The sequence below is a fragment of the Streptomyces sp. NBC_00461 genome (assembly GCF_036013935.1).
Taxonomy (GTDB): domain Bacteria; phylum Actinomycetota; class Actinomycetes; order Streptomycetales; family Streptomycetaceae; genus Streptomyces.
Genome location: NZ_CP107902.1, coordinates 5,021,607 through 5,043,954, shown reverse-complemented (window position 1 = coordinate 5,043,954; position 22,348 = coordinate 5,021,607). Strand labels below are relative to the sequence as shown.

Genomic DNA, 22,348 nt, shown 5'->3' with positions numbered 1-22,348 from the left:
CCGTGAGAGGCCCTGTCACACGATGAGCAGTACTACCAACACACCGACGCACCACACGTCCACGATCGGCGCGATCGGCGCACCGAGCCGGCGCAACACCGAGCTCGCGCTCCTGCTGTTCGCCGTGGTCATCCCCGTGTTCGCGTACGCCAACGTGGGCCTGGCCATCGACGACAAGGTGCCGACCGGGCTGCTGAGCTACGGCCTGGGACTCGGCCTGCTCGCCGGCGTCGCCCATCTCGTCGTACGGAAGTTCGCCCCGTACGCGGACCCGCTGCTCCTGCCCCTGGCCACGCTGCTGAACGGACTCGGCCTCGTCGCCATCTGGCGCCTGGACCAGTCCAAGCTGCTGCGGTCCATCCATGTCTCAGGCGGCAAGGCGACCAACCAGCTGCTGTACACCGCGATGGCCGTCGCACTGTTCGCCATCGTGCTGATCTTCCTCAAGGACCACCGTGTCCTGCAGCGCTACACCTACATCTCCATGGTCGGCGCGGTGGTCCTGCTGCTCCTGCCACTGGTGCCGGGCCTGGGTCTCAACGTCTACGGTGCCAAGATCTGGATCCATGTCGGCAGCTTCTCCATCCAGCCCGGTGAGTTCGCGAAGATCGTGCTGGCGGTCTTCTTCGCCGGTTACCTCATGGTCAAGCGTGACGCGCTGGCCCTCGCCAGCCGCCGCTTCATGGGCCTGTACCTGCCGCGCGGCCGCGACCTCGGCCCGATCATCGTCGTCTGGCTCATCTCGATCCTCATCCTGGTCTTCGAGACGGACCTCGGTACGTCGCTGCTGTTCTTCGGAATGTTCATCATCATGCTGTACGTCGCGACCGAGAGGACCAGCTGGATCGTCTTCGGTCTGCTGATGTCCTCGGCCGGCGCGGTCGGTGTGGCGTCCTTCGAGTCACACGTCCAGCAGCGCGTCCAGGCCTGGCTCGACCCGATGCGCGAGTACACCCTGAGCCGCACCCCGGGCGTCACCGGCCTCCACTCCGAGCAGGCCATGCAGGCCCTTTGGGCCTTCGGCTCCGGCGGCACGCTCGGCACCGGCTGGGGCCAGGGCCACTCCGAACTCATCCGGTTCGCCGCCAACTCCGACTTCATCCTCGCCACCTTCGGCGAGGAACTGGGCCTGGCCGGCATCATGGCGATCCTGCTGATCTACGGCCTGATCGTGGAGCGCGGCGTGCGCACCGCCCTCGCCGCCCGCGACCCGTTCGGCAAGCTGCTGGCCGTCGGCCTGTCCGGCGCCTTCGCCCTCCAGGTCTTCGTCGTCGCCGGCGGCGTCATGGGTCTGATCCCGCTGACCGGTATGACGATGCCGTTCCTGGCGTACGGCGGTTCGTCCGTCATCGCCAACTGGGCGCTCATCGGCGTACTGATCCGCATCAGCGACACCGCCCGCCGCCCGGCGCCCACCCCGGCCGGCAATCCCGACGCCGAAATGACCCAGGTGGTCCGCCCCGGTAGCGCCGGCCCCGTGGAGTGATGCTGATCACCTCCGAAGACATCATCTTCGTCCAGACCCCGCCCCCTAGGGTTGCGAACAATCATTCGAATCCCGAGGGTCACGGGATGCCCGGGCGACGGCGCCGTCGTGAAGTGCCGGGTCAAGGGCGAGGGCGTCTTCGGCAACAACATCTGGTGGTACGTGAAGAACGTCAACTCCAGCAAGAACGTCTGGGGCCACACCTCCGACCACTACTTCGCCGTGGCCGGCGGCAACCCGCCTGTCCGCGGTTTCCGGAACCCGTCGCTCCTCCGATGCGTCTCTCCACCAGTCGTCATCCACAGCCCCGCCCGGGGGACACAGCCTCTGCCCCTAGAATGTGGGCGGCCAGGATGAGCACCACTCCAGCACCATCGACACCGAGAGACTGAAGCGGCAGGCGCACCTGTTTAGCTTGTGGAAAGGCCGGATGTGAACAAGCCATTGCGCCGAATCGCGATCTTCTGCGGAGTTCTCGTCCTGGCGCTGTTGATCCGCGACAACTGGCTTCAGTACGCCCAGGCCGACAAGCTGCGCACCGACCCGGCCAACCGCCGCGTCGCCATCGAGCGCTACGAGAGCCCGCGGGGCGACCTCATCGTCGACGGCGACCCCATAACCGGCTCGGTCGAGAACAAGCACGGCGACTTCAAGTACAAGCGCACCTACAAGAACGGGCCCATGTGGGCCCCGGTGACCGGGTACTCCTCCCAGGCCTTCGACGGCAGCTTCCTCGAGAAGATCGAGGACGGCATCCTCTCCGGCACCGACGACCGGCTCTTCTTCCGCAACACCCTCGACATGATCACGGGCAAGCAGAAGCAGGGCGGCAACGTCGTCACCACGCTCAACGCCGCCGCGCAGAAGGCCGCGTACAACGGCCTCAAGGCCCAGGGCGGCAAGGGCGCCGTCGCCGCGCTCGACCCGTCCACCGGCAAGATCCTGGCGCTGGCCTCCTACCCCTCGTACGACCCCTCCGTCTTCGCCGGCAACTCCGACGACGACGGGAAGGCGTGGAAGAGCCTGCAGAAGAAGTACAACCCCAAGGACCCGATGCTGAACCGGGCGCTGCGCGAGACCTACCCGCCGGGCTCGACCTTCAAGGTGGTCACCGCCGCGGCCGCGCTGCAGAACGGGCTGTACCCCTCCGCCGACGAGAAGACCGACTCGCCGCTGCCCTACATCATGAAGGGCACCACGACCGAGCTGAAGAACGAGGGGAGCATCCCCTGCAAGGACGCGACCATGCGGATCGCGCTGCGGTACTCCTGCAACACCGTCTTCGGCAAGATCGGCTCCGACCTCGGCAACGACAAGATGCTGGACGAGGCGAAGAAGTTCGGCTTCGACTCGGAGCAGTTCACTCCGGTCCGCTCGAACGCCTCGGTCTTCTCGGACAACATGAACCCCTCGCAGACCGCGCTGTCCTCGATCGGCCAGTTCAACACCGCCGCGACCCCCCTGCAGATGGCGATGGTCGCCTCCGCGGTCGCCAACGACGGCAAGCTGATGAAGCCGTACATGGTCGACAAGCTGCAGGCGCCGAACCTGGACACCCTCCAGCAGACCGACCCGCAGGAGCTGAGCCAGCCCCTGTCGTCGAAGAACGCGCAGATCCTGCAGTCGATGATGGAGACGGTCGTCAAGGAGGGCACCGGCACCAAGGCGCAGATCCAGGGCGCCACCGTCGGTGGCAAGACCGGTACCGCCCAGCACGGCGTGGCCAACAGCGAGAACCCCTACGCCTGGTTCATCTCCTACGCCAAGCTCCCCGACGGCAGCGCGCCGGTGGCCGTGGCCGTGGTGATCGAGGACGACAACGCCAACCGTGACGACATCTCCGGCGGCGGCCTCGCGGCCCCGATCGCGAAGAGCGTGATGGAGGCGGTCATCAACTCCAAGAAGTGACCCCGCTCACGTCCCCTTCACATCGGTGCACGTTGCGATACCGGTCCTGTATCGGGTGACGGGCTTGGCCAGGTCACACAAAGCTATCCGGGTACGGTAGGCCCGGACGGCAGCCTCCGGCCGCACATTCGTGATGGCCGGGACCGACGGAGAGGGCTGGTAGGTAGCTATGGAAGAGCCGCGTCGCCTCGGCGGCCGGTACGAACTGGGCCAGGTGCTCGGTCGTGGTGGCATGGCGGAGGTATACCTCGCGCATGACACCCGCCTCGGGCGCCAGGTGGCGGTGAAGACGCTGCGTGCGGACCTCGCACGCGACCCTTCCTTCCAGGCCCGGTTCCGCCGGGAGGCCCAGTCGGCCGCCTCGCTCAACCATCCCGCGATCGTCGCGGTCTACGACACGGGCGAGGACTACATCGACGGGGTCTCGATCCCGTACATCGTGATGGAGTACGTCGACGGTTCCACGCTCCGCGAGCTGCTGCACTCCGGCCGCAAGCTGCTGCCGGAGCGCACGCTGGAGATGACCATCGGGATCCTCCAGGCCCTGGAGTACTCCCACCGCAACGGCATCGTCCACCGCGACATCAAGCCGGCCAACGTCATGCTGACGCGCAACGGCCAGGTCAAGGTCATGGACTTCGGCATCGCCCGCGCCATGGGCGACTCCGGTATGACGATGACGCAGACGTCCGCGGTCATCGGCACCGCCCAGTACCTCTCTCCGGAGCAGGCCAAGGGCGAGCAGGTGGACAACCGTTCCGACCTCTACTCGACCGGCTGCCTGCTGTACGAGCTGCTGACGGTCCGCCCGCCCTTCGTGGGCGACTCCCCGGTCGCGGTCGCCTACCAGCACGTGCGGGAAGAGCCGCAGGCTCCGTCCGTCTTCGACCCCGAGATCACGCCGGAGATGGACGCCATCGTCCTGAAGGCACTGGTCAAGGACCCCAACTACCGCTACCAGTCCGCCGACGAGATGCGCATCGACATCGAGGCCTGCCTCGACGGTCAGCCGGTCGCGGCCACGGCAGCGATGGGTTCGGTCGGCTACGGCGGCTACCCGGACGACCAGCCGACCACGGCCCTGCGCTCCACGGACGCCGGCGCCACGTCGATGCTGCCCCCGATGAACCCGGACGAGGGCGGCTACGGCTACGACGACCGCCCCGGCCGGCGCCGCCAGAAGAAGTCCAACACCTCGACGATCCTCCTGGTCGTCGCGGGCATTCTGGTGCTGGTGGGCGCGATTCTGATCGGCAAGTGGGCGTTCGGGGGCGGGGGCGTCGGGAACGACACCGTGAAGGTGCCGAACCTCGTCAGTCTCAGCCAGTCCGACGCGGAGAAGCAGCTGATCAACAGCGACCTCAAGGTGGGCTCGGTCAAGAAGCAGCCCTGTGAGTCCCAGACCAAGGGCAGCGTCTGCTCACAGGACCCTGCCGCCAAGACCGACGTCAAGAAGAACTCCACGGTCAACCTGGTGGTGTCCACCGGTGCGCCGAAGGTGGCCGTGCCGAATGTGACCGGCAAGACACTCGACGAGGCCAAGCAGATCCTGGAGGGCGACGACTACCAGTTCGTCGTCAAGACGACGTCGGAGGAATCCACCACGGAGGACCCGAACCGGGTCCTGGACCAGGACCCGAAGCTCGGCAAGGAAGTCGAGAAGGGCTCCACCATCACCCTCACCGTCGCCAAGGCCCCGCAGACGGTCGCCGTGCCCGACATCTCCGGCCAGAGCTGTGACGACGCCAAGAAACAACTGCAGTCCGTCGGCCTGAACGGCAACTGCGTCAACACGCCCACCACCGACGACAACCAGGTCGACAAGGTCATCTCGACCTCGCCGACGATCGGCACCCAGGTGAAGAAGAACACCGCGGTGCAGATCAACATCGGTCAGAAGCAGAACGCCCAGACGCAGGTCCCGAACATCCAGGGGCAGGCACTCAAGGACGTCAAGCAGGCGCTTCAGCAGGCGGGCCTCCAGGTCGGCAACATCACCGGCGCGCAGGACGACAACGCCATCGTCGTCAGCTCCGACCCGAGCCAGGGCAGCACGGTCAACCAGGGCACTGCGGTGAACCTGGTCACCGTGGGCGGCAACGGTGGAAACAACGGCGGAAACAACGGCGGCACCAACTTCTTCGGCGGCACGAGCGGCTGACACCGCACCGGACGAGAAGCGTCCCGGCATCCTCAAGGAGGAGGCCGGGACGTTGTTCATCAGCAAACGAAGCGGACGACCGCTACCAGGGGCTGGTGGCTCATACAGCCCGGGCCGCCGGTCAATGATCCCTAGAGGAGTCGATCCAGCAACCTCCTGCCAGCGCAAATCCAGTGTCAGCGAGGAGACGATCCAAGCCCCCAGGACCGTCCATTTGTGCGCGGACTAGGGTCCCGATCGCCGACCTTGCTGCCTGGCCGAAAATAATCTCTCGGGACGTCATTGAGGGAGGAGACGACGTCCCGCAAGGAGTTGGCTCACCGAAGTTCCTTCGGCGGCGTCCGCTTACCGTCCACCTTCTCCACCCGCGCCAACTCCCCCCACACCACATACCGGTACCGCGAGGTGTACACCGGCGTGCACGTCGTCAGCGTGATGTAGTGCCCGGCCTTCTTCTTCCCCGACTCCTTCGGGACCTGCGACAGGACCTTCACGTTGTACTTCGAGGTTTCGTCGAGGATGTCGTACACCTTGTAGACGTACCACTTGTCCTTCGTCTCGAAGACGATCGGATCGCCGACCTTCACCTTGTCGATGTTGTGGAACTTCGCGCCGTGGCCGTCCCGGTGGGCGGCCAGCGTGAAGTTGCCCTTCTTGCCGGTCGTCGGGAGCATCGCCTTGATCGGGTCCGTGTAGTAGCCGGCCACACCGTCGTTGAGGACATTCGTCGAGGTGCCCTTCTCGACCAGGACCTCCCCGTTCCTCATGGCGGGGACGTGCAGGAAGCCGATGCCGTTCCTGGTGTTCAGCGCGCCGGGTCCGGTGTCCTGGTGGGCCCAGGTGTCGCGGACCTTGTTGCCCTGTTTGTTCGCCGCACGGTCGGCGACGACATTCGTCCACCAAAGGGAGTAGACGACGAACAGGCCGAGCACCAGGCCCGCCGTGATGAGGAGTTCGCCGAAGACACTCACCGCCATCGCGATACGGCCGGGGGTCCTGCGCCGCGCCGCGGGCGGCCCCGACGTGTCCGCGTGTCCCTGAGTGTCGTCGGTGGTCGCTGCCACTTTCATTCGCCCCTACTCGACGAGCGCATCCGGCTTGCCCTTGCTGCGCGGCCGTTCCTCAACCATCTTGCCCCAGACGATCAACCGGTACTTACTGGTGAACTCCGGAGTACAGGTTGTCAGCGTGATGTACCGGCCCGGCTTCGTGAAACCCGACTGCGGCGGCACGGGACCGATCACGCTGGTGTTGCTCGGCGACGTCACCGGCAGCGTCGACGTCATCTTGTACACGTAGTACTTGTCCTGTGTCTCGACGACGACCTCGTCGCCCTTCTTGAGCTTGTTGATGTACCGGAAAGGCTCACCGTGCGTGTTCCGGTGCCCGGCGAGCGCGAAGTTGCCGGTCTTCGCGCCGGGCATCGCCGTCTTCAGCCTGCCCTCGCTGTAGTGGCCGACCATGCCCTTGTCGAGCACCTTCTTGTTGCTGACGCCCTCGGCGATCGGCACGACCACGTCCAGCTCGGGGATGTGGAGGATCGCGAAGCCCTGGCCCGGTTCGAAGGTGCCCGGGGCGCCCTTGCCGGTGGCCCAGTCGTTCTGGAGGGTGCTGGTCTCCTTGTCCGCGGCCGCATGTGCCCGGACATTCGTCCACCACAGCTGATAGGTGACGAACAGCAGCATCAGTACGCCGGTGGTGATGAACACCTCGCCTATCGCGCGGCTCGCGACGACGGCCGGGCTCGCCTTGCGCGCGCGTGCCTGCCGACGGGCCTCCACGCGCGACAGCGGCGCCCGGGCAGCATCGGCGGACACCTCCTCGGCGCCTTCCTCCGAAGCCTCCGACGTCGTACGAGTGCCCCCATGGCGCCCGTGACGGCGCTTGGCGGCCTTTCTGCGGGCCGCTCGGCCGCCCGGAGTGGTTCCTGTGGCAGCAGCGGCAGTTGAGGCGCCAGAGGGCGTTATGGAGCCGCCCGGCGGCGGATCCGGTATCCGCAGCGCCACCGTCTCGTCGTCGATCGGCGGCAGGAACTGCTGCGGCTCGGCGGGCGGTAGGTACGGCTCATCGGCGGGGGATGCGTACGGCTGCTCCTGCGCCGCGTACGCCCCGTGCCGCCCCGCCGGATCGGCGCCCCACTCCTCGAACGCACCGGACGCACCGGACGCCTCGAACGCACCGGACGCCTCGTACGCCTCGTACGGCTCCTGCCCGTACGAGGCGCCGGACTCGCGCTCGGGGCGCAGCGCGGTCACGCCGTGGCCCTGCCCACCACCGGGGCGAGCCCCGTCGACCTCGCCACGGCACCCTGGTCGCCGCACTCCACCAGCCAGTTGGCCAGCATCCGGTGGCCGTGCTCGGTCAGCACCGACTCGGGGTGGAACTGCACGCCCTCGACCGGGAGTTCACGGTGCCGCAGCCCCATGATGATCCCGTCGTGCGTGCGGGCGGTCACCTCCAGCTCGGCCGGCACCGTCGCCGGCTCCGCGGCCAGCGAGTGGTAGCGCGTCGCCGTGAACGGCGAGGGCAGCCCGGCGAAGACGCCCCTGCCCCCGTGCTCCACCAGCGAGGTCTTGCCGTGCAGCAACTCGGGCGCACGATCCACCACACCGCCGTACGCCACCTGCATCGACTGCATGCCGAGGCAGACGCCGAAGACCGGCACCGAGGTCGCGGCGCAGTGCCGCACCATCTCGATGCAGACGCCCGCCTCCTGAGGCGTACCCGGGCCCGGTGAGAGCAGCACACCGTCGAAGCCGTCCTGGGCGTGCGACGTCGACACCTCGTCGTTGCGCAGCACCTCGCACTCGGCACCCAGCTGGTACAGGTACTGGACGAGGTTGAAGACGAAGCTGTCGTAGTTGTCGACGACGAGAATCCGTGCACTCACTGGTTGTCCACCGTCACATCGTTGAAGGGCAGCAGCGGCTCGGCCCACGGGAAGACGTACTGGAAGAGGACATAGACCACCAGCAGGGCGAGCGCGAGCGAGATCAGCGCCTTCACCCACACGTTCCCCGGCAGATGCCGCCAGATCCAGCCGTACATGCCGTCCCTTCCGTTTCACCACGGCACCGGACTCACGCCGTACCCGCACCAGACTAACGGCGTAGCGCCGCTGGTTTCCCGGCCTCCGCAGGCTGTGTGGAATCCAGGTGCGCCCACACGATCAGCCGGTGGCTGTGCCCCCACTCCGGATCGCACGTGGTCAGCGTCAGATAGCGGCCCTCCTGCGTATACCCCGACTTACGTGGCACAGGGTCGATCACCTCAACGTCCGTCGGTACGGTTTTGTAGGGCCCTTTGTCGATCCGATACGTGAACCAGGTGGTCCCGTCGGTCAGCACCACCGCGTCACCGGGCCGCAGCCTGGGGAAGTCCACCAACGGATCGCCGTACGTGCGCCGGTGCCCGGCGACCGCGAAGTTGCCCTCCTGGCCCAGCTGGGCGGTGTTCGCGTAGTGGCCCAGCCCGTTCTTCAGCGTGCTCACGGCGGTGTTCTCGAGCACGGGCTTGTTCCACGTGAAACCAAGCCGCGGGATGTACATGATCGCGAAGGGCTTGCCCGCGACGTACGGCGCCGGCTTCGGGGGACTGGCCGGCGTACCGGGCGCAGCCGTCGCCGTGGGATGTGCCGTCTGCTTCGCCCACTGGCCCTGGAGGACGTCGATCTGGTGGTTCATCGCGCCGTCCGCCCGCACACCGGTCCAGAACAGTACATAGACGACGAAGAGGACAATCAACGTGCCCACGGTGATGCAGAGTTCGCTGACGGTCCTGACGACGACGCGCACCGGCAGCTCCCGAAACGGCTCAGTTCACTCCACGGGCTGGGCGTAGTGCAGATCCACTGTGCCCGAGTAGCCGGGCAGAGTCACCGTCCCGTCCTGAGTGACTTTCCAGCCGAGGCCGTACACATTCACGTAGACCATGTAGTTCTGGATCGCCTTCGAGGCCGAGAGCGCCTGGTTCAGCTTGTCGGGGTCACCGACCGCCGTGATCTTGTACGGCGGCGAGTACACGCGGCCCTGGAGGATCAGGGTGTTGCCCACGCAGCGCACGGCGCTGGTGGAGATCAGCCGCTGGTCCATCACCTTGATGCCCTTGGCGCCGCCCTGCCACAGGGCGTTCACCACCGCCTGCAGGTCCTGCTGGTGAATGACCAGGTAGTCGGGCTGCGGCTCGGGATAGCCGGGAAGCTTGGCGGTGGCGTCCGGCGGGGCGTCGTTGAGCGTGACGGTCATCGCCTCGCCCTTCAGCTTCTGCGTGCCCGCGTTCTTCTCCAGGCCGGCGAGCTTCTTGTCCTCCGCCGCGGTGCTGCCGTCGTCGCGCTCGGCGAAGGACTCGACCTGGTCACGGAGCGAGCCGTTGGACTCGTCCAGTTCGCCGTTCTTGCGGCTGCGCTCCTGGATGAGGTCGGAAAGCTTCAGCAAGGACGCGTCCGTGCGGATGTTGGTGCCCTTGGCCGTATTGAAACTGGTGAAGAAAATGAGCCCCGCGAGGGCGAAGACGGCCACCGTGAGCACCCGTACGGGCCGGAAACCCCGTCTGCGGTCAGGGCTGGATCCGGCCTGGGGGGAGTCGGCAGAATTGCTCAACGTACCCTTATCTCCTTCGGCGCCGCGGAAGCACTACGCTAACGGACGCCCGGGGGAGCGCTAAGAGTCCCCTTGTACGCTGCTCCGGAGCCAGCCACAGTTCCCTGCGCGGCCACGCAGCGCATCGACAGGAGAGACCCTCGTGCCGAAGTCACGTATCCGCAAGAAGGCCGACTACACGCCACCGCCGGCGAAGCAGGCGACCAGCATCAAGCTGAACAGCCGCACCTGGGTCGCACCAGTGATGCTGGCCATGTTCCTCATCGGGCTGGCCTGGATCGTCGTCTTCTATGTCACGGACGGCTCACTGCCCATCGACCAGCTGGACAACTGGAACATCGTGGTGGGCTTCGGCTTCATCGCCGCTGGATTCGGTGTGTCCACCCAGTGGAAGTAAGCCCTGCGTAAGAGCGACACCTCGGTGAACATAGCTCTGCCCAGGGCTATCCACTGAGTTATCCACAGCCCAGAGAAATATCCACAAGGGCCCTGGGGATAAAGAACGACGATCTGTGGATAACCAGTCGGGCGTTGACGCTGGTACGACCATCCCAACACTCTTCGCAAGCTTGTTCGCCCCCTGCCTGACCTGCGGAAACACAGGTCAGTGACAGGGGGCACAGCTGTTCCCACACCTCGTGCACAAGATTCGCCACCCGCTGTGGACAACCGGGTACGTCAGGTGAGCTGAGCCGTCCTGACCAGGGTCAGGACCACGACAACGACCAGGACGAGCGCGCAGGTGCCGTACTGCACCAGGGCGCGGTGTTTCCGCGGGGCGTGCACCATCCCGTAGCCCGTGATCAGGCCGGCGACGAGGCCGCCGATGTGGGCCTGCCAGGAGATGTTGTTCATGCCGAACGTGAAGATCAGGTTGATCACCAGCAGCGCGATGATCGGCCGCAGGTCGTAGTTGAGCCGGCGCATGAGGACCGCGGTGGCCCCGAACAAGCCGAAGATCGCGCCGGAGGCACCGAGCGTGGCCGTGGTCGGTGAGGCCAGCAGATAGGCCAGGGTGCTGCCGGCCAGGCCCGAGACGAAGTAGAGCGAGAGGTAGCGGGCACGGCCCAGGGCCGCTTCGAGGGGACCGCCGAGCCACCACAGACTGAGCATGTTGAAGCCGATGTGCCAGATCTCCTGATGCGTGAACATCGAGGTCACCAGGCGGTACCACTCGCCTTCGGCGACGCCCTGGGTGGCGTTGAACGGGGCAGGCGGCCATTCGCCGATGAGGACGAGGTGGTCCAGCAGCGAACTGCGCACGTGCACAGCGATGAAGACCGCGATGTTGATCCCGATGAGGATCTTGGTGAGCAGGCGTGGGTCGGCGGTGACGCTGCCGCCCGCGAGGGTGCGCGGGCGGGAGGCGGCCGGCGGGTGTCCGGTGCCGGAGTCGCCGCGGGCGCATTCGGGGCACTGGAAGCCGACCGAGGCGTTGACCATGCACTCGGGGCAGATCGGGCGATCGCAGCGGGTGCAGCGGATGCCGGTCTCGCGGTCGGGGTGGCGATAGCAGCCGGGCACGCTCTGGGCATGCGGGGGTCCCTGGTCCTCCGGGCCCTGTGGGCTGCCTGGCGCCTGGTCCATGAGTTCCCCTAGGTCGTCGTACGAGGGCCGCGCGCAAAAGCACCGCCCCGCTCATCTTTACGGATGGGCGGGGCGTTTGGTTCCTGCCGTGCGGGCTGTCAGCCCTGGCGGGTCTCGACGACGACCGACTCGATGACGATGTCGTTGAGCGGGCGGTCGGTGCGCGGGTTGGTCTGGGCCGTGGCGATGGCGTCGATCACCTTCTGGCTCGCGGCGTCGGTGACCTCACCGAAGATCGTGTGCTTGCGGTTCAAATGCGTCGCGGGGGACACGGTGATGAAGAACTGCGAGCCGTTGGTGCCCGGACCCGCGTTGGCCATGGCCAGCAGGTAGGGCTTGTTGAAGGAGAGCTCGGGGTGGAACTCGTCCGCGAACTGGTAGCCGGGGCCGCCGGTGCCGTTGCCCAGCGGGTCCCCGCCCTGGATCATGAATCCGCTGATCACCCGGTGGAAGACCGTGCCGTCGTAGAGCCTGTCCGTGGACTTGCGACCCGTCTCGGGGTTGACCCACTCACGCTCGCCCGTGGCGAGCTCGACAAAGTTTCGGACCGTCTTGGGCGCGTGGTTCGGCAGAAGCCGGATGTCGATGTCGCCGTTGTTGGTCTTCAGGGTGGCGTAAAGCTGCTCAGCCACGATGTGCCTTCCGTTGTCTTCCTGTGGTTCCCGATCCTTGCATGGTCCGCGCGGCCCGTCCCCTGGCGCCTGCCTATGAGTGCGTATAGGGGGAAGTCGTTCGCAGAAAACCCGGCGAGTACGTCCGGGCCGGGGGCGCTCGGCGGCGATCCGTGGCATTGTCGACGACAAGCGCCTGTTGCCCCGTATTCATCCTCTATTGGACTTGATCGGCACTTGATCAGATCTTGATCGGAGATGGTTCGGAGTCGGTATGCATGACCCGGATGCCCGCCCTCACATGCCCCGGGGTCTGTTGACAGGCATGATCCGTAAAAGGGTGGAAAGTCGAAATACCGTACGCCACCGAGGAGGAGGAAACCCGTGACCCGCATCGACAGCGTGCGCGCCGCGACCGGTTCGGCGAAGGACAGCGTGCTGCACGCCGCGGAAGTGGTGGCGCCCTACGCCGACACGGCCAAGGACAGGGCCTCGCACTACGCACACGAGGCACGCGTACGGCTCGCGCCGAAGGTGTCGCAGGCCGCCGATCAGGCCCGCGTCCAGTACGACGCGCATGTCATGCCGCGCCTGGAGCAGGCCCTTACGTACGTTCCGCCGAAGGTCGACCAGGCCGCCCATGAGGCTGCTATCCGTACCCGGCAGGCCGCACGGCAGGCCGCCGACTATTCCCGGCCGAGGCTGGAGCAGGCCGTGGCCGCGACCGGCCCCGTCAAGGACGAGGCCACCGCGCGCGGTGTCGCCGCGCTGGCCGCCCTGCGCGGTCAGGTCTCGCCCAAGGAGATCCAGAAACTGGTGCGCAAGCACGAGCGGCGAGCGCGGGCCGGCCGTGCCGCGAAGGTGCTGCTGGTGGTCGGCGCGCTCGCCGGCGGCGCCTTCGCCGCCTGGAAGTGGTGGGACAAGCAGGCCAACCCGGACTGGCTGGTCGAACCGCCCGCCGCGACGGAGGTTCCGGAGTCGAGCCGCCTGACGTCTGTGGACGGCAGCGGTCAGTCGGTGCTCGACCCGGAGGTACAGGCCAAGCAGGCCGAGGAAGAGGCCGCGCAGCGCGACGACGGCCGGTGAGGTCCTGCGTGCCTAACTGCACGGTGGGGCGGGAGACTTGAGGGTCTCCCGCCCCACCGCTGTGTTTCACGTGAAACAAGACAGCCGACAGTCGACAGCCGCCGCTGGCCTCGCAAGCAGACCTGTTGTCTCGCGTATCAGCCGGGCGGAAAACAGACTGATCGGTTTCTTTTGCTCCGAAAAACTGTGGCACGCGCCATATGGCCCACATCACCCCAGGTGGAGCCTGAGGCTGGGAGAGGCGGTAATCCCCCTGGCCCACCGCAGGAAGGCCTTACGGAAACAGACCGGGTGGTTCGCTAGAGTTGATGGAGAAAGCACGCGTCGGAGGGGAAGAAATGGCCAAGCAGGCTCGCGCGCTGCAGACCCGGCGCTCGATCGTGGAAGCCGCGGCGAGTGTGTTCGCCGAGTACGGCTACGAACGCGCGGCCACCTCGGAGATCCTGCGTCGTGCGAACGTCACCAAGGGCGCGATGTACTTCCACTTCCCGTCCAAGGAGTCGCTCGCCCAGGCGATCATGGACGAGCAGACCGGCCTGGTGACTGTGGAACCCCGACTCTCCCCCCTGCAGTCGATCATCGACATCACGCACCAGTTCGCCCACGGGCTGCGCCACGACGCCCTCGCGAGAGCGGGGACACGACTGTCCATAGAGGGCGTCTTCTTCAACGGCACCCATCCATGGGGCGATTGGTTCGACCTCACCACCCGGCTGCTGGCCGAGGGGCAGAAGCAGGGCGAGGTACTCCCCCAGGTCGTGCCCAGGGAGACGGCCGAGTTCGTCGTCGCCACCTTCACCGGCGTCCAGTTGGTGTCCGAGGCCATCAACCGACGGACCGACCTGCACGGGCGCGTGGCCGTGATGTGGCGTCACATCCTGCCGTCCATCGCCCATCCGGCCACCATCGTCCGCCTACGCCCGGAGGGCGTCACCGACCCGGCGACCACGACCACCCGGGACGACGCCCGAACCGAGGCCGAGGTGGGCGCCGGAGCCGGCACCGGCTGAGGACGCCCGTCCACCACTCGCCAAAATCACCCCGGCTCGGGCGCCCAGCGAGCAGGCAGTGCAGGCAGGCGGAACAGACAGACACTGCGGATCACACCCTCGATCGTCACTGTCCGGTGAGCGACCGGTGTGCTGTCGGCGGGCCGCAAAAAGCCCCTCCTACCCGTGTTTCCACAGGTAGGAGGGGCTTTTCGATGTGGAGCCTAGGGGAGTCGAACTCGAAATTGCTATCTTCCTGACCTGCGGCTTTGCCAGAGAACCGGGACAAAGACTCCCGTTTCCATCCCCCTACATCCTGCTCGATCCTGCTCGGTCCAGGTCCCGTGCTGACGTGTCAGCACGGGGCAGGTAGTCGTTGCAGTCGCGATTGCCGACTCTCCGTAAGGGGCCAAATGCCGCCGAGTCCCGGGCTCTCGCGCGCCCCCATCGATGCATTCCGAAGCAAATCGCTGGAGAAGGTGACGCAAGGCCCCGCTGCGGCTTCAGCGGGACGTGCTTGATCGTGGTCACCGTGGTTTGAGCCCGCCCGCAGCCGGGTCGTACCCGCCAGATATCGCACCCAGAGCCGATAGGTAGCCCGACCCGATCAGACCATCCGTCTGGCGAACACCCCGCCCTCGCAGCAAGGCGCCCTCTTCCCGGCCCGTACTGTGTCCGCGTCCGCCAAGCCGGCACCGCGGCGGAAGGCCCCGGTGGCACTGCCGGCCACGGTGCCCTGGAAGGACGGACGCAAGGACACCCGGCAATTCCTGACGGACACCCACACCAACGCCTTCCTCGTCCTGCGCGACGGCCACCTGGCCCACGAGTGGTACCGCGACGGCGTCGACGCCCAGACCCGTCACGGGTCCTGGTCCACCGCGAAGTCCGTGATCTCGAAGGACGGCGCCTACGACAAGATCACCGTGCGCCACCTGCTGGACATGAGCAGCGGCATCGACGTGAGCGAGGACTACAGCGGCATACCCATGACCGGCACCCCGCGGATGTACCTCACCACCGACCTGCCGAACTTCGTCAAGGACAACCGCGCCCTGCGCTTCACCCCGGGCAGCAAGGGCGAGTACCGCAGCGTGGACACCCAGCTCCTGGGCCAGATCCTGCACCGTGTGGAGGGCAAGTCCGTGGCGGCGCTGCTCCAGGAGCGCATCTGGCAACCGATGGGCGCCGAAGACGACGCCACCTGGAACCTGGACCGCGAGGGCGGGACGGAGAAGTCCTTCTGCTGCCTGAACGCCACGGCCCGCGACTTCGCCAAGATAGGACAGCTCGTCCTCGACAACGGCCGGGCCGGCGACCGCCAGATCGTCCCCCAAGCCTGGATCGACCGCCTGAGCACCCCCGCGGTGACGATGTCCAACGGATGGAGCTACTCCGCCCAGTGGTGGCATCCCAGCGGCGCCACGGGCGACTTCAGCGCGGTAGGCGTCTACGGCCAGTACATCTACGTCAATCCGGCCGAGCGCACAGTGATCGTGAAGCTCAGCGACCACGGCACGGAACAAGACGAGCAGGAAACCATCGACGCCATGCTGGACCTCTCCCACAACCTGCGCCACTGAAGCCCGTCCCTCTTCGCCGACGCGGGAAACCGCTCCCCCCCGAGGCAGTCGGCCTCCGCGAACAGCTCCAGGTCCACGCGGACACGGAGAATCGCAGCTCCAGACCACGGCTGTACCGATGTTCCCCGAGACAGTTCTCTTCCAGGTCCTGACTGAACGCGAGGAGAAGAACAGCGTCGCGGCCTGGCCGCCGGCCCCATGAGCGGCTTCGACGAGGACGGCGTCAGCCGGGAGTTCTTCCCGGCCGGCGACCAGGCACGCCCGAGGTCCAGGTCTCGGCGCCGGAGACGCGGGCGGCCTTTCGTCTCCGCCATGGGCACCTTGTCCCCTGCGCTCAGCACACCCGCCGGTACGGGGCGTCCGGCACGTACGTTCGCCATTGGGCTCGGCTCGGCCCGGCCCCGCCCGCACGGGCGCACACCCGGCTCAGGGCATGTGCGGGGTCGATGTCGTACCGCTGGAGCGGCACGTGGGCGCTGCCCGCGTACAGGGTGGTGCCGTCGGGGCCGAACGCGAGTGTGTACACGGCCTCTCCGGGGGTGGTGAGCAGTCCGCCGAGCGGCTGCCCGGTAGGCACGTCCCACAGTTGCAGGCCGCCACCGTCCCCGCCGACCGCCAGGGTGCGCCCGTCGGGGCTGAACGCGAGGGCTGTCACCGCCTCCGGCCCGGGGTGGCCGTCGAGCGGGGGCGGGAAGACGTTGCGCAGTACGCCGGTGCGGTGGCGCAGCTCGCCGTCCCACAGGGTGACCCGGCCGGTCTGGTCGCCGGCCGCCAGCCGTGAGCCGTCGGGGGCGAAGGCCAGCGTGCCGAGCGGGCTGCCCTGGACCAGGTCCAGCCCGGCCGCCCGCCAGGACGGCGGCCGGGCCACGGTGCCGACGCCCGCGAGCAGCCGTCCGTCGCCGCGGAGCGTCAGGTCATGGGCGGCCGGGCCGGCCGGCACCGCCGTACGCCGCCGGGTGCCGGTGTCCCACACCTCGTTGATAAAGCGGCCGGCGGCTGTCATGCGGGTGGTGTGGAGGGTGCGGCCCCGCGGGCCGAGGGCAGCCGCGATCACCGCTGCGCCCGGCAGGTCGAGCGTGCTCACGGCCCGATCGTGCGGCACGTCCCACACGGTGAACGGTTGCGCGGTCACCGTATGTCCGGACGCCGAGACGCCGTACCCGAACCGGGTGCCGTCCGTGCTGAACACCAGCAGCGGGAGGATGTCGACCGGGAGAACCGGCAGCGCGGGGTCGTCGGAGACCGGGACAGGCACCGGCGGTAACGTGCGCAGCACGCGGCCGTCGGCGGTGTCGCACAGCCGGAACAGGTAGTGGTCGCCGTTGCGCTCGGCTGTGGCGTAGGTACGGCCGTCCGGGCTGAGCCGCACGTCGGCCTGCGCTACAGGGCGCCAGTCGGGAGTGACGGCGGCGCCGAGGTCGAGGGTGTGGACGGTGCCGCCCTCCAGATAGCGCAGGGTGCGGCCGTCCGGGGCGAAGGCCGGGGGACGGTTGATCTGCTGGTTGTTCAGGGAGTGCCGGAAGACGGGTCTATCGGGCGCGGCGAGCCTCCACACCCGTAGTTCGGCGCCGTCGACCGTAGCCAGGAAGGCGCCGTCCGCACTGAAGGACACGTGGTGCACCCGGGGTTCGTCCAGGTCGGCGACGCGGCGGCCGGTCCGGATGTCCCAGACGCGGACCCCGTCGGCGGTGACGGCGGCCACCCGGTCGGTGCCGAGTTCGACCAGCACGGCACCTACACGGCACATCCGGTCCTGCTGCCAGGCGCCGGTCAGCGGGCGGCCCGCCGCGGTGTCCCACACGCGCAGTGCCTGCCCTTCGGGGCAGGCGGCCACGTACCGGCCGTCCGCACTGACGGCCGTGGCCGTCGCGCCCGGTACGCGAGCCTCGAACAGCACCCGGCCGTCCGCGACCGAGCCCAGCCGCAGCCGGTCCCCGTCGGCGGCCAGATAGGCGCGGCCGTCGCCGGTGAAACGTACGTCGGCGATGGCCGGGAGCACCGCAGATCCGGCGGTCCACCGGCCGGCGGCCGTGTCCCACAACCGTGCTCCGTCGTCGCCGGATATCGCGAGCGCCCGTGCGTGCGGGCCGGCCGCCGTCACCATGCCGGGCGGGAGCCGACCCCCGCCCGTGCGGCGGTGGGTGACCACGTCCCAGCTCCGCCAGGTGGCGCCGTCGGCGCTGACCAGGGTGCGTCCGGCATCGGTGAGTAACCGCTGGGGCGTGTCACCGGGCGTCGGGTCCGTGAAGGTGTCCGACTCCGGCTGGGCGAGGGAGCCGAGCAGTGCCCGGCGGGTCTCGGGCAGTTCGGCGATCCGCCAGGAGGCCGCACCGAGCAGCAACGCGGTGCGCGGGTCGGTCGTACGCAGCGCGTCGGCAACCCCGGCGGCCCGGCGGGCCGCTTCCTGGGTGCGCCGGCGCAGGTTGTCGTCGCGTTCCCGCCACACGGCGAAGGCCGTCAGCAGCGCGAGCGCCAGCACGGCGGACAGCGACCCGGTGAGCATCCGGTGCCGGCGGCTGATCCGTGCGGCGGCCAGGCGTTCCGTCTCGCGTGCCTCCAGCGCGGCGGTGAGGAAGGCCCGCTCCGGCACGGTCAGCGCCGGGTCGGAGGCGTGGTCCGGGAACAGTTCCTCCGCGCGGGCCAGCCGCACGCCCCGGTACAGGGCGCCGGGGTCGCGGTCGTGCTCCAGCCAGGCACGGGCCGCGTCGGCGAGCATCCGGTGGTGGCGCAGCCGCTCGCGGTCCTCCTCGATCCAGTCGTGCAGCCGGGGCCAGCAGCTGATCAGAGCCTCGTGGGCCAGCTGCACCCCGTCCTCGTCGGCGGTCAGCAGCCGGGCGCGGGTCAGCCGCTCCACCACCACCTGCGCATCCGGGCACTGCGACAGCTCCTCATGGGTGGACGGGCGCCGGGTGTCAGGTGTGCCCTGACCCGGTACGACCATCCGCAGCAACACATGCCGAGCCGCCCGCGCCTGCTCCGGGGGCAGACCGCCGTACACCTCCTCGGCGGTCGCGGCGATCGCGCCGCGCAGCCCGCCTGCGGCCTCGTACCCGGCGAGGGTGAGCAGCCGGCGCTTGCGGCGGCGCCAGGTCTCGAGCAGCACGTGCGAGAGCATCGGCAGTCCGCCCGGCTCGGCCAGGACCTCCTTCACCAGGTGCGCGGTCAGCGTCCGCTCCACCAGGTACCCGGCGGCCTGCGCCGGTCCGACCACCGCCTCGCGCAGTTCTTCGGAGGTCATCGGGCACAGCAGCAGTCCGGCCTCGTTCAGGGCCTGCGCGATGCCGCAGTGCTCGGCGCAGCGGGCGTAGAAGTCGGCGCGTACGGCGATGAGCACGCGCAGACCGCTGTCCGGGGCTCGGGCGGCGAGCAGCAGGTCGATGAAGCGGGAACGTTCCTGCGGGTCGTTGCAGAGGGTGAAGACCTCCTCGAACTGGTCCACGACGACCCAGCTCTCCGGCTCGCCCGCGGCGGGGCTCAGCAGATGACCGTAGGTCGTGGCGGGTCTTGCGCCCGGGGTGAGGATCCGCAGCACGGCCGGGGACCCACGCCCGGCGATCGTCTCGCGCAGCCGCGGCACCAGCCCGGCGCGCAGCAGCGAGGACTTGCCGCTGCCCGAGGGCCCGAACAGCACCGCCAACCGGTGCTCGCACACCAGCTCCACCAGCTCGGCCAGCACCCGGTCCCGCCCGAAGAACAGGTGCCGGTCGTCCGGCTCGAACCGCGCCAGACCACGGTACGGCGCCGGGCCGTCCCCCCAGGGCTCGACCGGCTCCCGTCCGGCCTCCTGCTCGACCTCCCTCTCGGCCTCCTGCCAGCGCGGCCTCCACGCGGCCGGGTCGCCTCCGCAGGCACGTACGTACGCCTCGACGACGGCGAGGGAGGGCAGCCGTTCACCGGCGGCGGCCTGCGACAGCGTTGCCGGGGCGAAGCCGGCCACCTTGGCCATGGCGCGGTACGAGGGGCTGCCGGCGGCACTGCGCAGCTGCCGCAGCTCGTGCGCGAGCCGCGCGACAGGCCCGGCCGACGGGTCCACGGGTCGTTCTGGACGCCCCACGCGCGCGTACCTCCGTGCATCCGGCGAAAGCGACATCGAGTGATATCGGAAGCCATGACCATACGAGGGGCGTCGTGACGGGTGCGTTAAGTGCAGGTGACGGGCGGATGGCGCCGATCAACGACAGATGTGGACGGGCCGACGGAGGGGGCTGCAGATCAGCTTCTCCGTGATGCGGGCCGAGTTTGGCAACCCGTCACCAGGCGTCATCAATCCGCTCCGCCCAGGTGATGCGAATCGATTGATTGAGCAACGCCGAATTGATTCGCCTCTTGAACCGGTCTGGATGATCAACCTCCCGTCCCGGAGATTCGGTTGCGCCCGAACCAACCGGACAGAAGGGAGCGGGGCCATGTCCCGTTCACTCCGCAAGAGACTCGCCGGCGCCCTGGCTGTCGCCACCATGGTGGGCGGGTCGCTGACCCTGGCCGCCGGTGAGGCCAGTGCCGCGCCCTACCCCTCCCCCGCCTGCAACTCCCCCGTCTTCACCGCCTGCGTCAAGATCGTCAACCAGAACGTGGACGCGTACAGCTGGCGTATCAGTGTCACCGAGCCCAACGGCCACAGGTGGGAGCGGTGCCTCCAGGGCAACGAGCCCCACAAGACGAGCTACTGGCCGAGCGTGTGGTTCTCCAACAACGACCAGTTCTCGATGACGGCCTACCGCGGCAGGAACTGCGAGGGATGGAGCCGGACCGACGCCTGGAGGGGCGACTGGAGCCTGACCCAGGACCAGTACCACATGCTCGTCGCCTACGGGCGATGACCGTCGTGCGCCGCTCGCACCACCGGCCCCCTCTCTCCCGTTGACCCTCTCCCCGCAAGGAGCCACCCAAGTGCGTCCCCACGCTCTGACGCCCCCCGAGGCAGAGCCCACAGTGAACAAGAAGAAGAACCGCCGTCGCTGGCTGGCGCCGGCGCTGAGCCTGAGTCTCGCCCCGCTCGTCCTGCTGGCCTCACCCGGCACGGCCTCGGCAGATACCTGGTGCTGGAAGCCGGACGGCTACGACTTCCGCAAGGGCGACACCACCTGGGCTAAGCCTCAGACCCAGGCGCCCAACACCTATCAGGACTGGGTGTGGCGCGGCCCCACCAACCGCTGCCCCACGAACGTCCCCAGTTGCTCTTACTCCTGGGGCCAGGACAAGACGACGGGCTGGTCGTGGTCGGTCGACGTCCAGGTCAACAACCCAATCCCCTATCTCAACAAAATACTCCCCAGCGTCACCCCCAACTACGGGCGCAACGGGTCCACGACGACCAAGTTCAACTTCCTCGTGAACCTGAAGCCGGGGCAGTACGCCCAGCCGATCCAGTACGTGGAGCGCCGCTGGACGAAGGGCACCTTCGTCGGCGCCTTCCGTACCGACCACTCCAGCTGCGGCAGGGGCGAGGAGCGGTACTGGTGGGACGGCAACTACGAGTTCGGCACATGGCAGAGCAACCTCAGGGTCAACGACATCGGCACGTACAACGTCTACGGCTGACGGCCCTGTGACCGGCTGAGTCACCTACCGGCCTGGTCCCCGTGGCCCTCACCAGCCACGGGGGCCAGGCCCTCGCCCTGTCCGACCGCAAAGGAAACCCCGTTCATGAATCCACGCCGTCTGCCCCGCGCCGTCCTGCCCGCGGCCGCCGCCGTCCTGTGCGGTCTGCTGGCCTCCTGCTCCCCAGGCAGCACTTCCCCCGCCGATGCCAGTGCTTCCCCGAGCGGTGCCGGCCGGGTGACGAACGTGTCGCCCGATCCCACCGTCACCCCCTCGGTCAAGACCCTGCCACCCTCCCGGCTGTGCACCGTTTTCGACGAGTCCGCCGCCCGCCAGGTACTGACCGACCCCAAGCAGGCCCCACGCGTCGCGCCCAACAAGGGCACGGCTCCGGACTCGTGCAGCTACACCTCCGGCAACGGTGCGTCCATGCTGACCCTCAACCCCTCCACCCGCTCCTACGACGCCGAACGCTCCGCCGCGCACAGGCTGGTCCGCGACCCCGCGTCGGCGGGCATGCGCGACGTGAAGGTCACCAAGGTCGACGGGCTGGGGCAGGCCGCCTTCAGCGAGACCACCCAGGTGCTGCAGCCGCGGCAGAGCGTCGCCTACGTGGTGTGGCGCGCCGGATCCGGTACCTGGGTGCTCACCCTCGCCGACACCGGCGACAAGGCGCAGGGCGCCGACCGGCTCGTGGAGCTGGCCCGGCGAATCACCCCCCGCCTCTCCGGCTGACCGGGACCGGTCGCGCCGGTCAGGGGTGTGATCTTCCGCGGGAGATCGTCTGTCACCTGTGGA

General features: G+C 68.3%; 19 protein-coding genes. 10 read left to right on the top strand and 9 right to left on the bottom strand.

What is annotated here, in order from left to right; all coding sequences use genetic code 11:
* Nucleotides 1-22 precede the first annotated feature (22 nt).
* The 3 genes from OG870_RS23640 to pknB all read left to right on the top strand — a co-directional run bounded on the left by OG870_RS23640 (nucleotide 23) and on the right by pknB (nucleotide 5,555).
* Nucleotides 23-1,486: an FtsW/RodA/SpoVE family cell cycle protein gene (locus tag OG870_RS23640; protein ID WP_266517891.1), complete on the top strand. Its 1,464-nt coding sequence runs from the start codon at nucleotides 23-25 to the stop codon at nucleotides 1,484-1,486.
* 432 nt (nucleotides 1,487-1,918) lie between these two features.
* Nucleotides 1,919-3,394, top strand: coding sequence for a peptidoglycan D,D-transpeptidase FtsI family protein (locus OG870_RS23635; protein ID WP_266839346.1), 1,476 nt, complete (start codon nucleotides 1,919-1,921; stop codon nucleotides 3,392-3,394).
* Nucleotides 3,395-3,563: 169 nt separating this feature from the next.
* A complete protein-coding gene (gene pknB, locus OG870_RS23630) occupies nucleotides 3,564-5,555 on the top strand; it encodes a Stk1 family PASTA domain-containing Ser/Thr kinase (protein WP_327691385.1) in 1,992 nt (663 codons plus the stop codon).
* A gap of 317 nt (nucleotides 5,556-5,872) precedes the next feature.
* On the opposite strand, the gene OG870_RS23625 is transcribed toward pknB, so the two are convergent.
* The 6 genes from OG870_RS23625 to OG870_RS23600 are packed head-to-tail and all read right to left on the bottom strand — an operon-like array spanning nucleotide 5,873 to nucleotide 10,153.
* On the bottom strand, nucleotides 5,873-6,619 hold the full coding sequence (locus OG870_RS23625; protein ID WP_266517876.1) for a class E sortase: 747 nt from the start codon (nucleotides 6,617-6,619) through the stop codon (nucleotides 5,873-5,875).
* A gap of 12 nt (nucleotides 6,620-6,631) precedes the next feature.
* Nucleotides 6,632-7,810 carry a class E sortase gene (locus OG870_RS23620; RefSeq protein ID WP_266583081.1) on the bottom strand — a complete coding sequence of 393 codons (1,179 nt, stop codon included), beginning with the start codon at nucleotides 7,808-7,810 and terminating at the stop codon, nucleotides 6,632-6,634.
* Nucleotides 7,807-8,445 (bottom strand): aminodeoxychorismate/anthranilate synthase component II, encoded by a 639-nt coding sequence (locus OG870_RS23615; protein WP_266517873.1) that lies wholly within the window; start codon nucleotides 8,443-8,445, stop codon nucleotides 7,807-7,809. Before OG870_RS23615 ends, OG870_RS23620 begins: the two co-directional genes overlap by 4 nt.
* Complete coding sequence (locus OG870_RS23610) at nucleotides 8,442-8,603, bottom strand: hypothetical protein (RefSeq protein ID WP_266517871.1); 162 nt, start codon at nucleotides 8,601-8,603, stop codon at nucleotides 8,442-8,444. The genes OG870_RS23615 and OG870_RS23610 overlap by 4 nt, the downstream gene beginning before the upstream one ends.
* Nucleotides 8,604-8,656: 53 nt before the next feature.
* Nucleotides 8,657-9,349: a class E sortase gene (locus OG870_RS23605; protein ID WP_266517870.1), complete on the bottom strand. Its 693-nt coding sequence runs from the start codon at nucleotides 9,347-9,349 to the stop codon at nucleotides 8,657-8,659.
* Nucleotides 9,350-9,373: 24 nt separating this feature from the next.
* The gene (locus OG870_RS23600; RefSeq protein WP_266517868.1) at nucleotides 9,374-10,153 is read right to left on the bottom strand and encodes a DUF881 domain-containing protein; all 780 of its coding nucleotides are present in this window, start codon (nucleotides 10,151-10,153) and stop codon (nucleotides 9,374-9,376) included.
* 142 nt (nucleotides 10,154-10,295) lie between these two features.
* Between OG870_RS23600 and crgA the strand changes: the two genes are divergently transcribed.
* On the top strand, nucleotides 10,296-10,550 hold the full coding sequence (gene crgA / locus OG870_RS23595) for a cell division protein CrgA (RefSeq protein WP_266517866.1): 255 nt from the start codon (nucleotides 10,296-10,298) through the stop codon (nucleotides 10,548-10,550).
* A gap of 281 nt (nucleotides 10,551-10,831) precedes the next feature.
* Here crgA and OG870_RS23590 read toward each other — a convergent pair whose 3' ends face one another.
* Together OG870_RS23590 and OG870_RS23585 are read right to left on the bottom strand one after the other, a co-directional pair.
* Nucleotides 10,832-11,740, bottom strand: a complete 909-nt coding sequence (locus OG870_RS23590) for a rhomboid family intramembrane serine protease (protein WP_266839356.1) — start codon at nucleotides 11,738-11,740, stop codon at nucleotides 10,832-10,834.
* 98 nt (nucleotides 11,741-11,838) lie between these two features.
* Nucleotides 11,839-12,372, bottom strand: a complete 534-nt coding sequence (locus OG870_RS23585) for a peptidylprolyl isomerase (RefSeq protein ID WP_266925371.1) — start codon at nucleotides 12,370-12,372, stop codon at nucleotides 11,839-11,841.
* A 363-nt stretch (nucleotides 12,373-12,735) separates the two neighbouring features.
* Here OG870_RS23585 and OG870_RS23580 point away from each other — a divergent pair, with 363 nt between their 5' ends.
* From OG870_RS23580 to OG870_RS23570, 3 genes are all read left to right on the top strand, one after another.
* Entirely contained in the window at nucleotides 12,736-13,437 is a 702-nt protein-coding gene (locus OG870_RS23580; RefSeq protein ID WP_266517863.1) for a DUF5324 family protein, read from the top strand.
* Nucleotides 13,438-13,775: 338 nt separating this feature from the next.
* Nucleotides 13,776-14,447 carry a ScbR family autoregulator-binding transcription factor gene (locus OG870_RS23575; RefSeq protein ID WP_266925367.1) on the top strand — a complete coding sequence of 224 codons (672 nt, stop codon included), beginning with the start codon at nucleotides 13,776-13,778 and terminating at the stop codon, nucleotides 14,445-14,447.
* 692 nt (nucleotides 14,448-15,139) lie between these two features.
* Entirely contained in the window at nucleotides 15,140-16,009 is an 870-nt protein-coding gene (locus tag OG870_RS23570; protein ID WP_327691384.1) for a serine hydrolase domain-containing protein, read from the top strand.
* 334 nt (nucleotides 16,010-16,343) lie between these two features.
* Here OG870_RS23570 and OG870_RS23565 read toward each other — a convergent pair whose 3' ends face one another.
* A complete protein-coding gene (locus tag OG870_RS23565; protein WP_327691383.1) occupies nucleotides 16,344-20,063 on the bottom strand; it encodes an nSTAND1 domain-containing NTPase in 3,720 nt (1,239 codons plus the stop codon).
* Nucleotides 20,064-20,415: 352 nt separating this feature from the next.
* Here OG870_RS23565 and OG870_RS23560 point away from each other — a divergent pair, with 352 nt between their 5' ends.
* The 3 genes from OG870_RS23560 to OG870_RS23550 all read left to right on the top strand — a co-directional run bounded on the left by OG870_RS23560 (nucleotide 20,416) and on the right by OG870_RS23550 (nucleotide 22,285).
* Nucleotides 20,416-20,829 (top strand): hypothetical protein, encoded by a 414-nt coding sequence (locus tag OG870_RS23560; RefSeq protein WP_266583087.1) that lies wholly within the window; start codon nucleotides 20,416-20,418, stop codon nucleotides 20,827-20,829.
* Nucleotides 20,830-20,899: 70 nt separating this feature from the next.
* Nucleotides 20,900-21,550: a hypothetical protein gene (locus OG870_RS23555; RefSeq protein WP_266517859.1), complete on the top strand. Its 651-nt coding sequence runs from the start codon at nucleotides 20,900-20,902 to the stop codon at nucleotides 21,548-21,550.
* Between the two features lie 105 nt (nucleotides 21,551-21,655).
* Nucleotides 21,656-22,285: a hypothetical protein gene (locus OG870_RS23550; protein WP_327691382.1), complete on the top strand. Its 630-nt coding sequence runs from the start codon at nucleotides 21,656-21,658 to the stop codon at nucleotides 22,283-22,285.
* The last annotated feature ends 63 nt before the right edge of the window (nucleotides 22,286-22,348 follow it).

What these genes read in the sequence shown, in the direction of transcription:
- OG870_RS23590 (WP_266839356.1), bottom strand. Translation starts at nt 11,740, where the DNA reads ATGGACCAGGCGCCAGGCAGCCCACAGGGCCCGGAGGACCAGGGACCC.
- OG870_RS23560 (WP_266583087.1), top strand. Translation starts at nt 20,416, where the DNA reads ATGTCCCGTTCACTCCGCAAGAGACTCGCCGGCGCCCTGGCTGTCGCC.
- OG870_RS23550 (WP_327691382.1), top strand. Translation starts at nt 21,656, where the DNA reads ATGAATCCACGCCGTCTGCCCCGCGCCGTCCTGCCCGCGGCCGCCGCC.
- OG870_RS23640 (WP_266517891.1), top strand. Translation starts at nt 23, where the DNA reads ATGAGCAGTACTACCAACACACCGACGCACCACACGTCCACGATCGGC.
- pknB (WP_327691385.1), top strand. Translation starts at nt 3,564, where the DNA reads ATGGAAGAGCCGCGTCGCCTCGGCGGCCGGTACGAACTGGGCCAGGTG.
- OG870_RS23610 (WP_266517871.1), bottom strand. Translation starts at nt 8,603, where the DNA reads ATGTACGGCTGGATCTGGCGGCATCTGCCGGGGAACGTGTGGGTGAAG.
- OG870_RS23575 (WP_266925367.1), top strand. Translation starts at nt 13,776, where the DNA reads ATGGCCAAGCAGGCTCGCGCGCTGCAGACCCGGCGCTCGATCGTGGAA.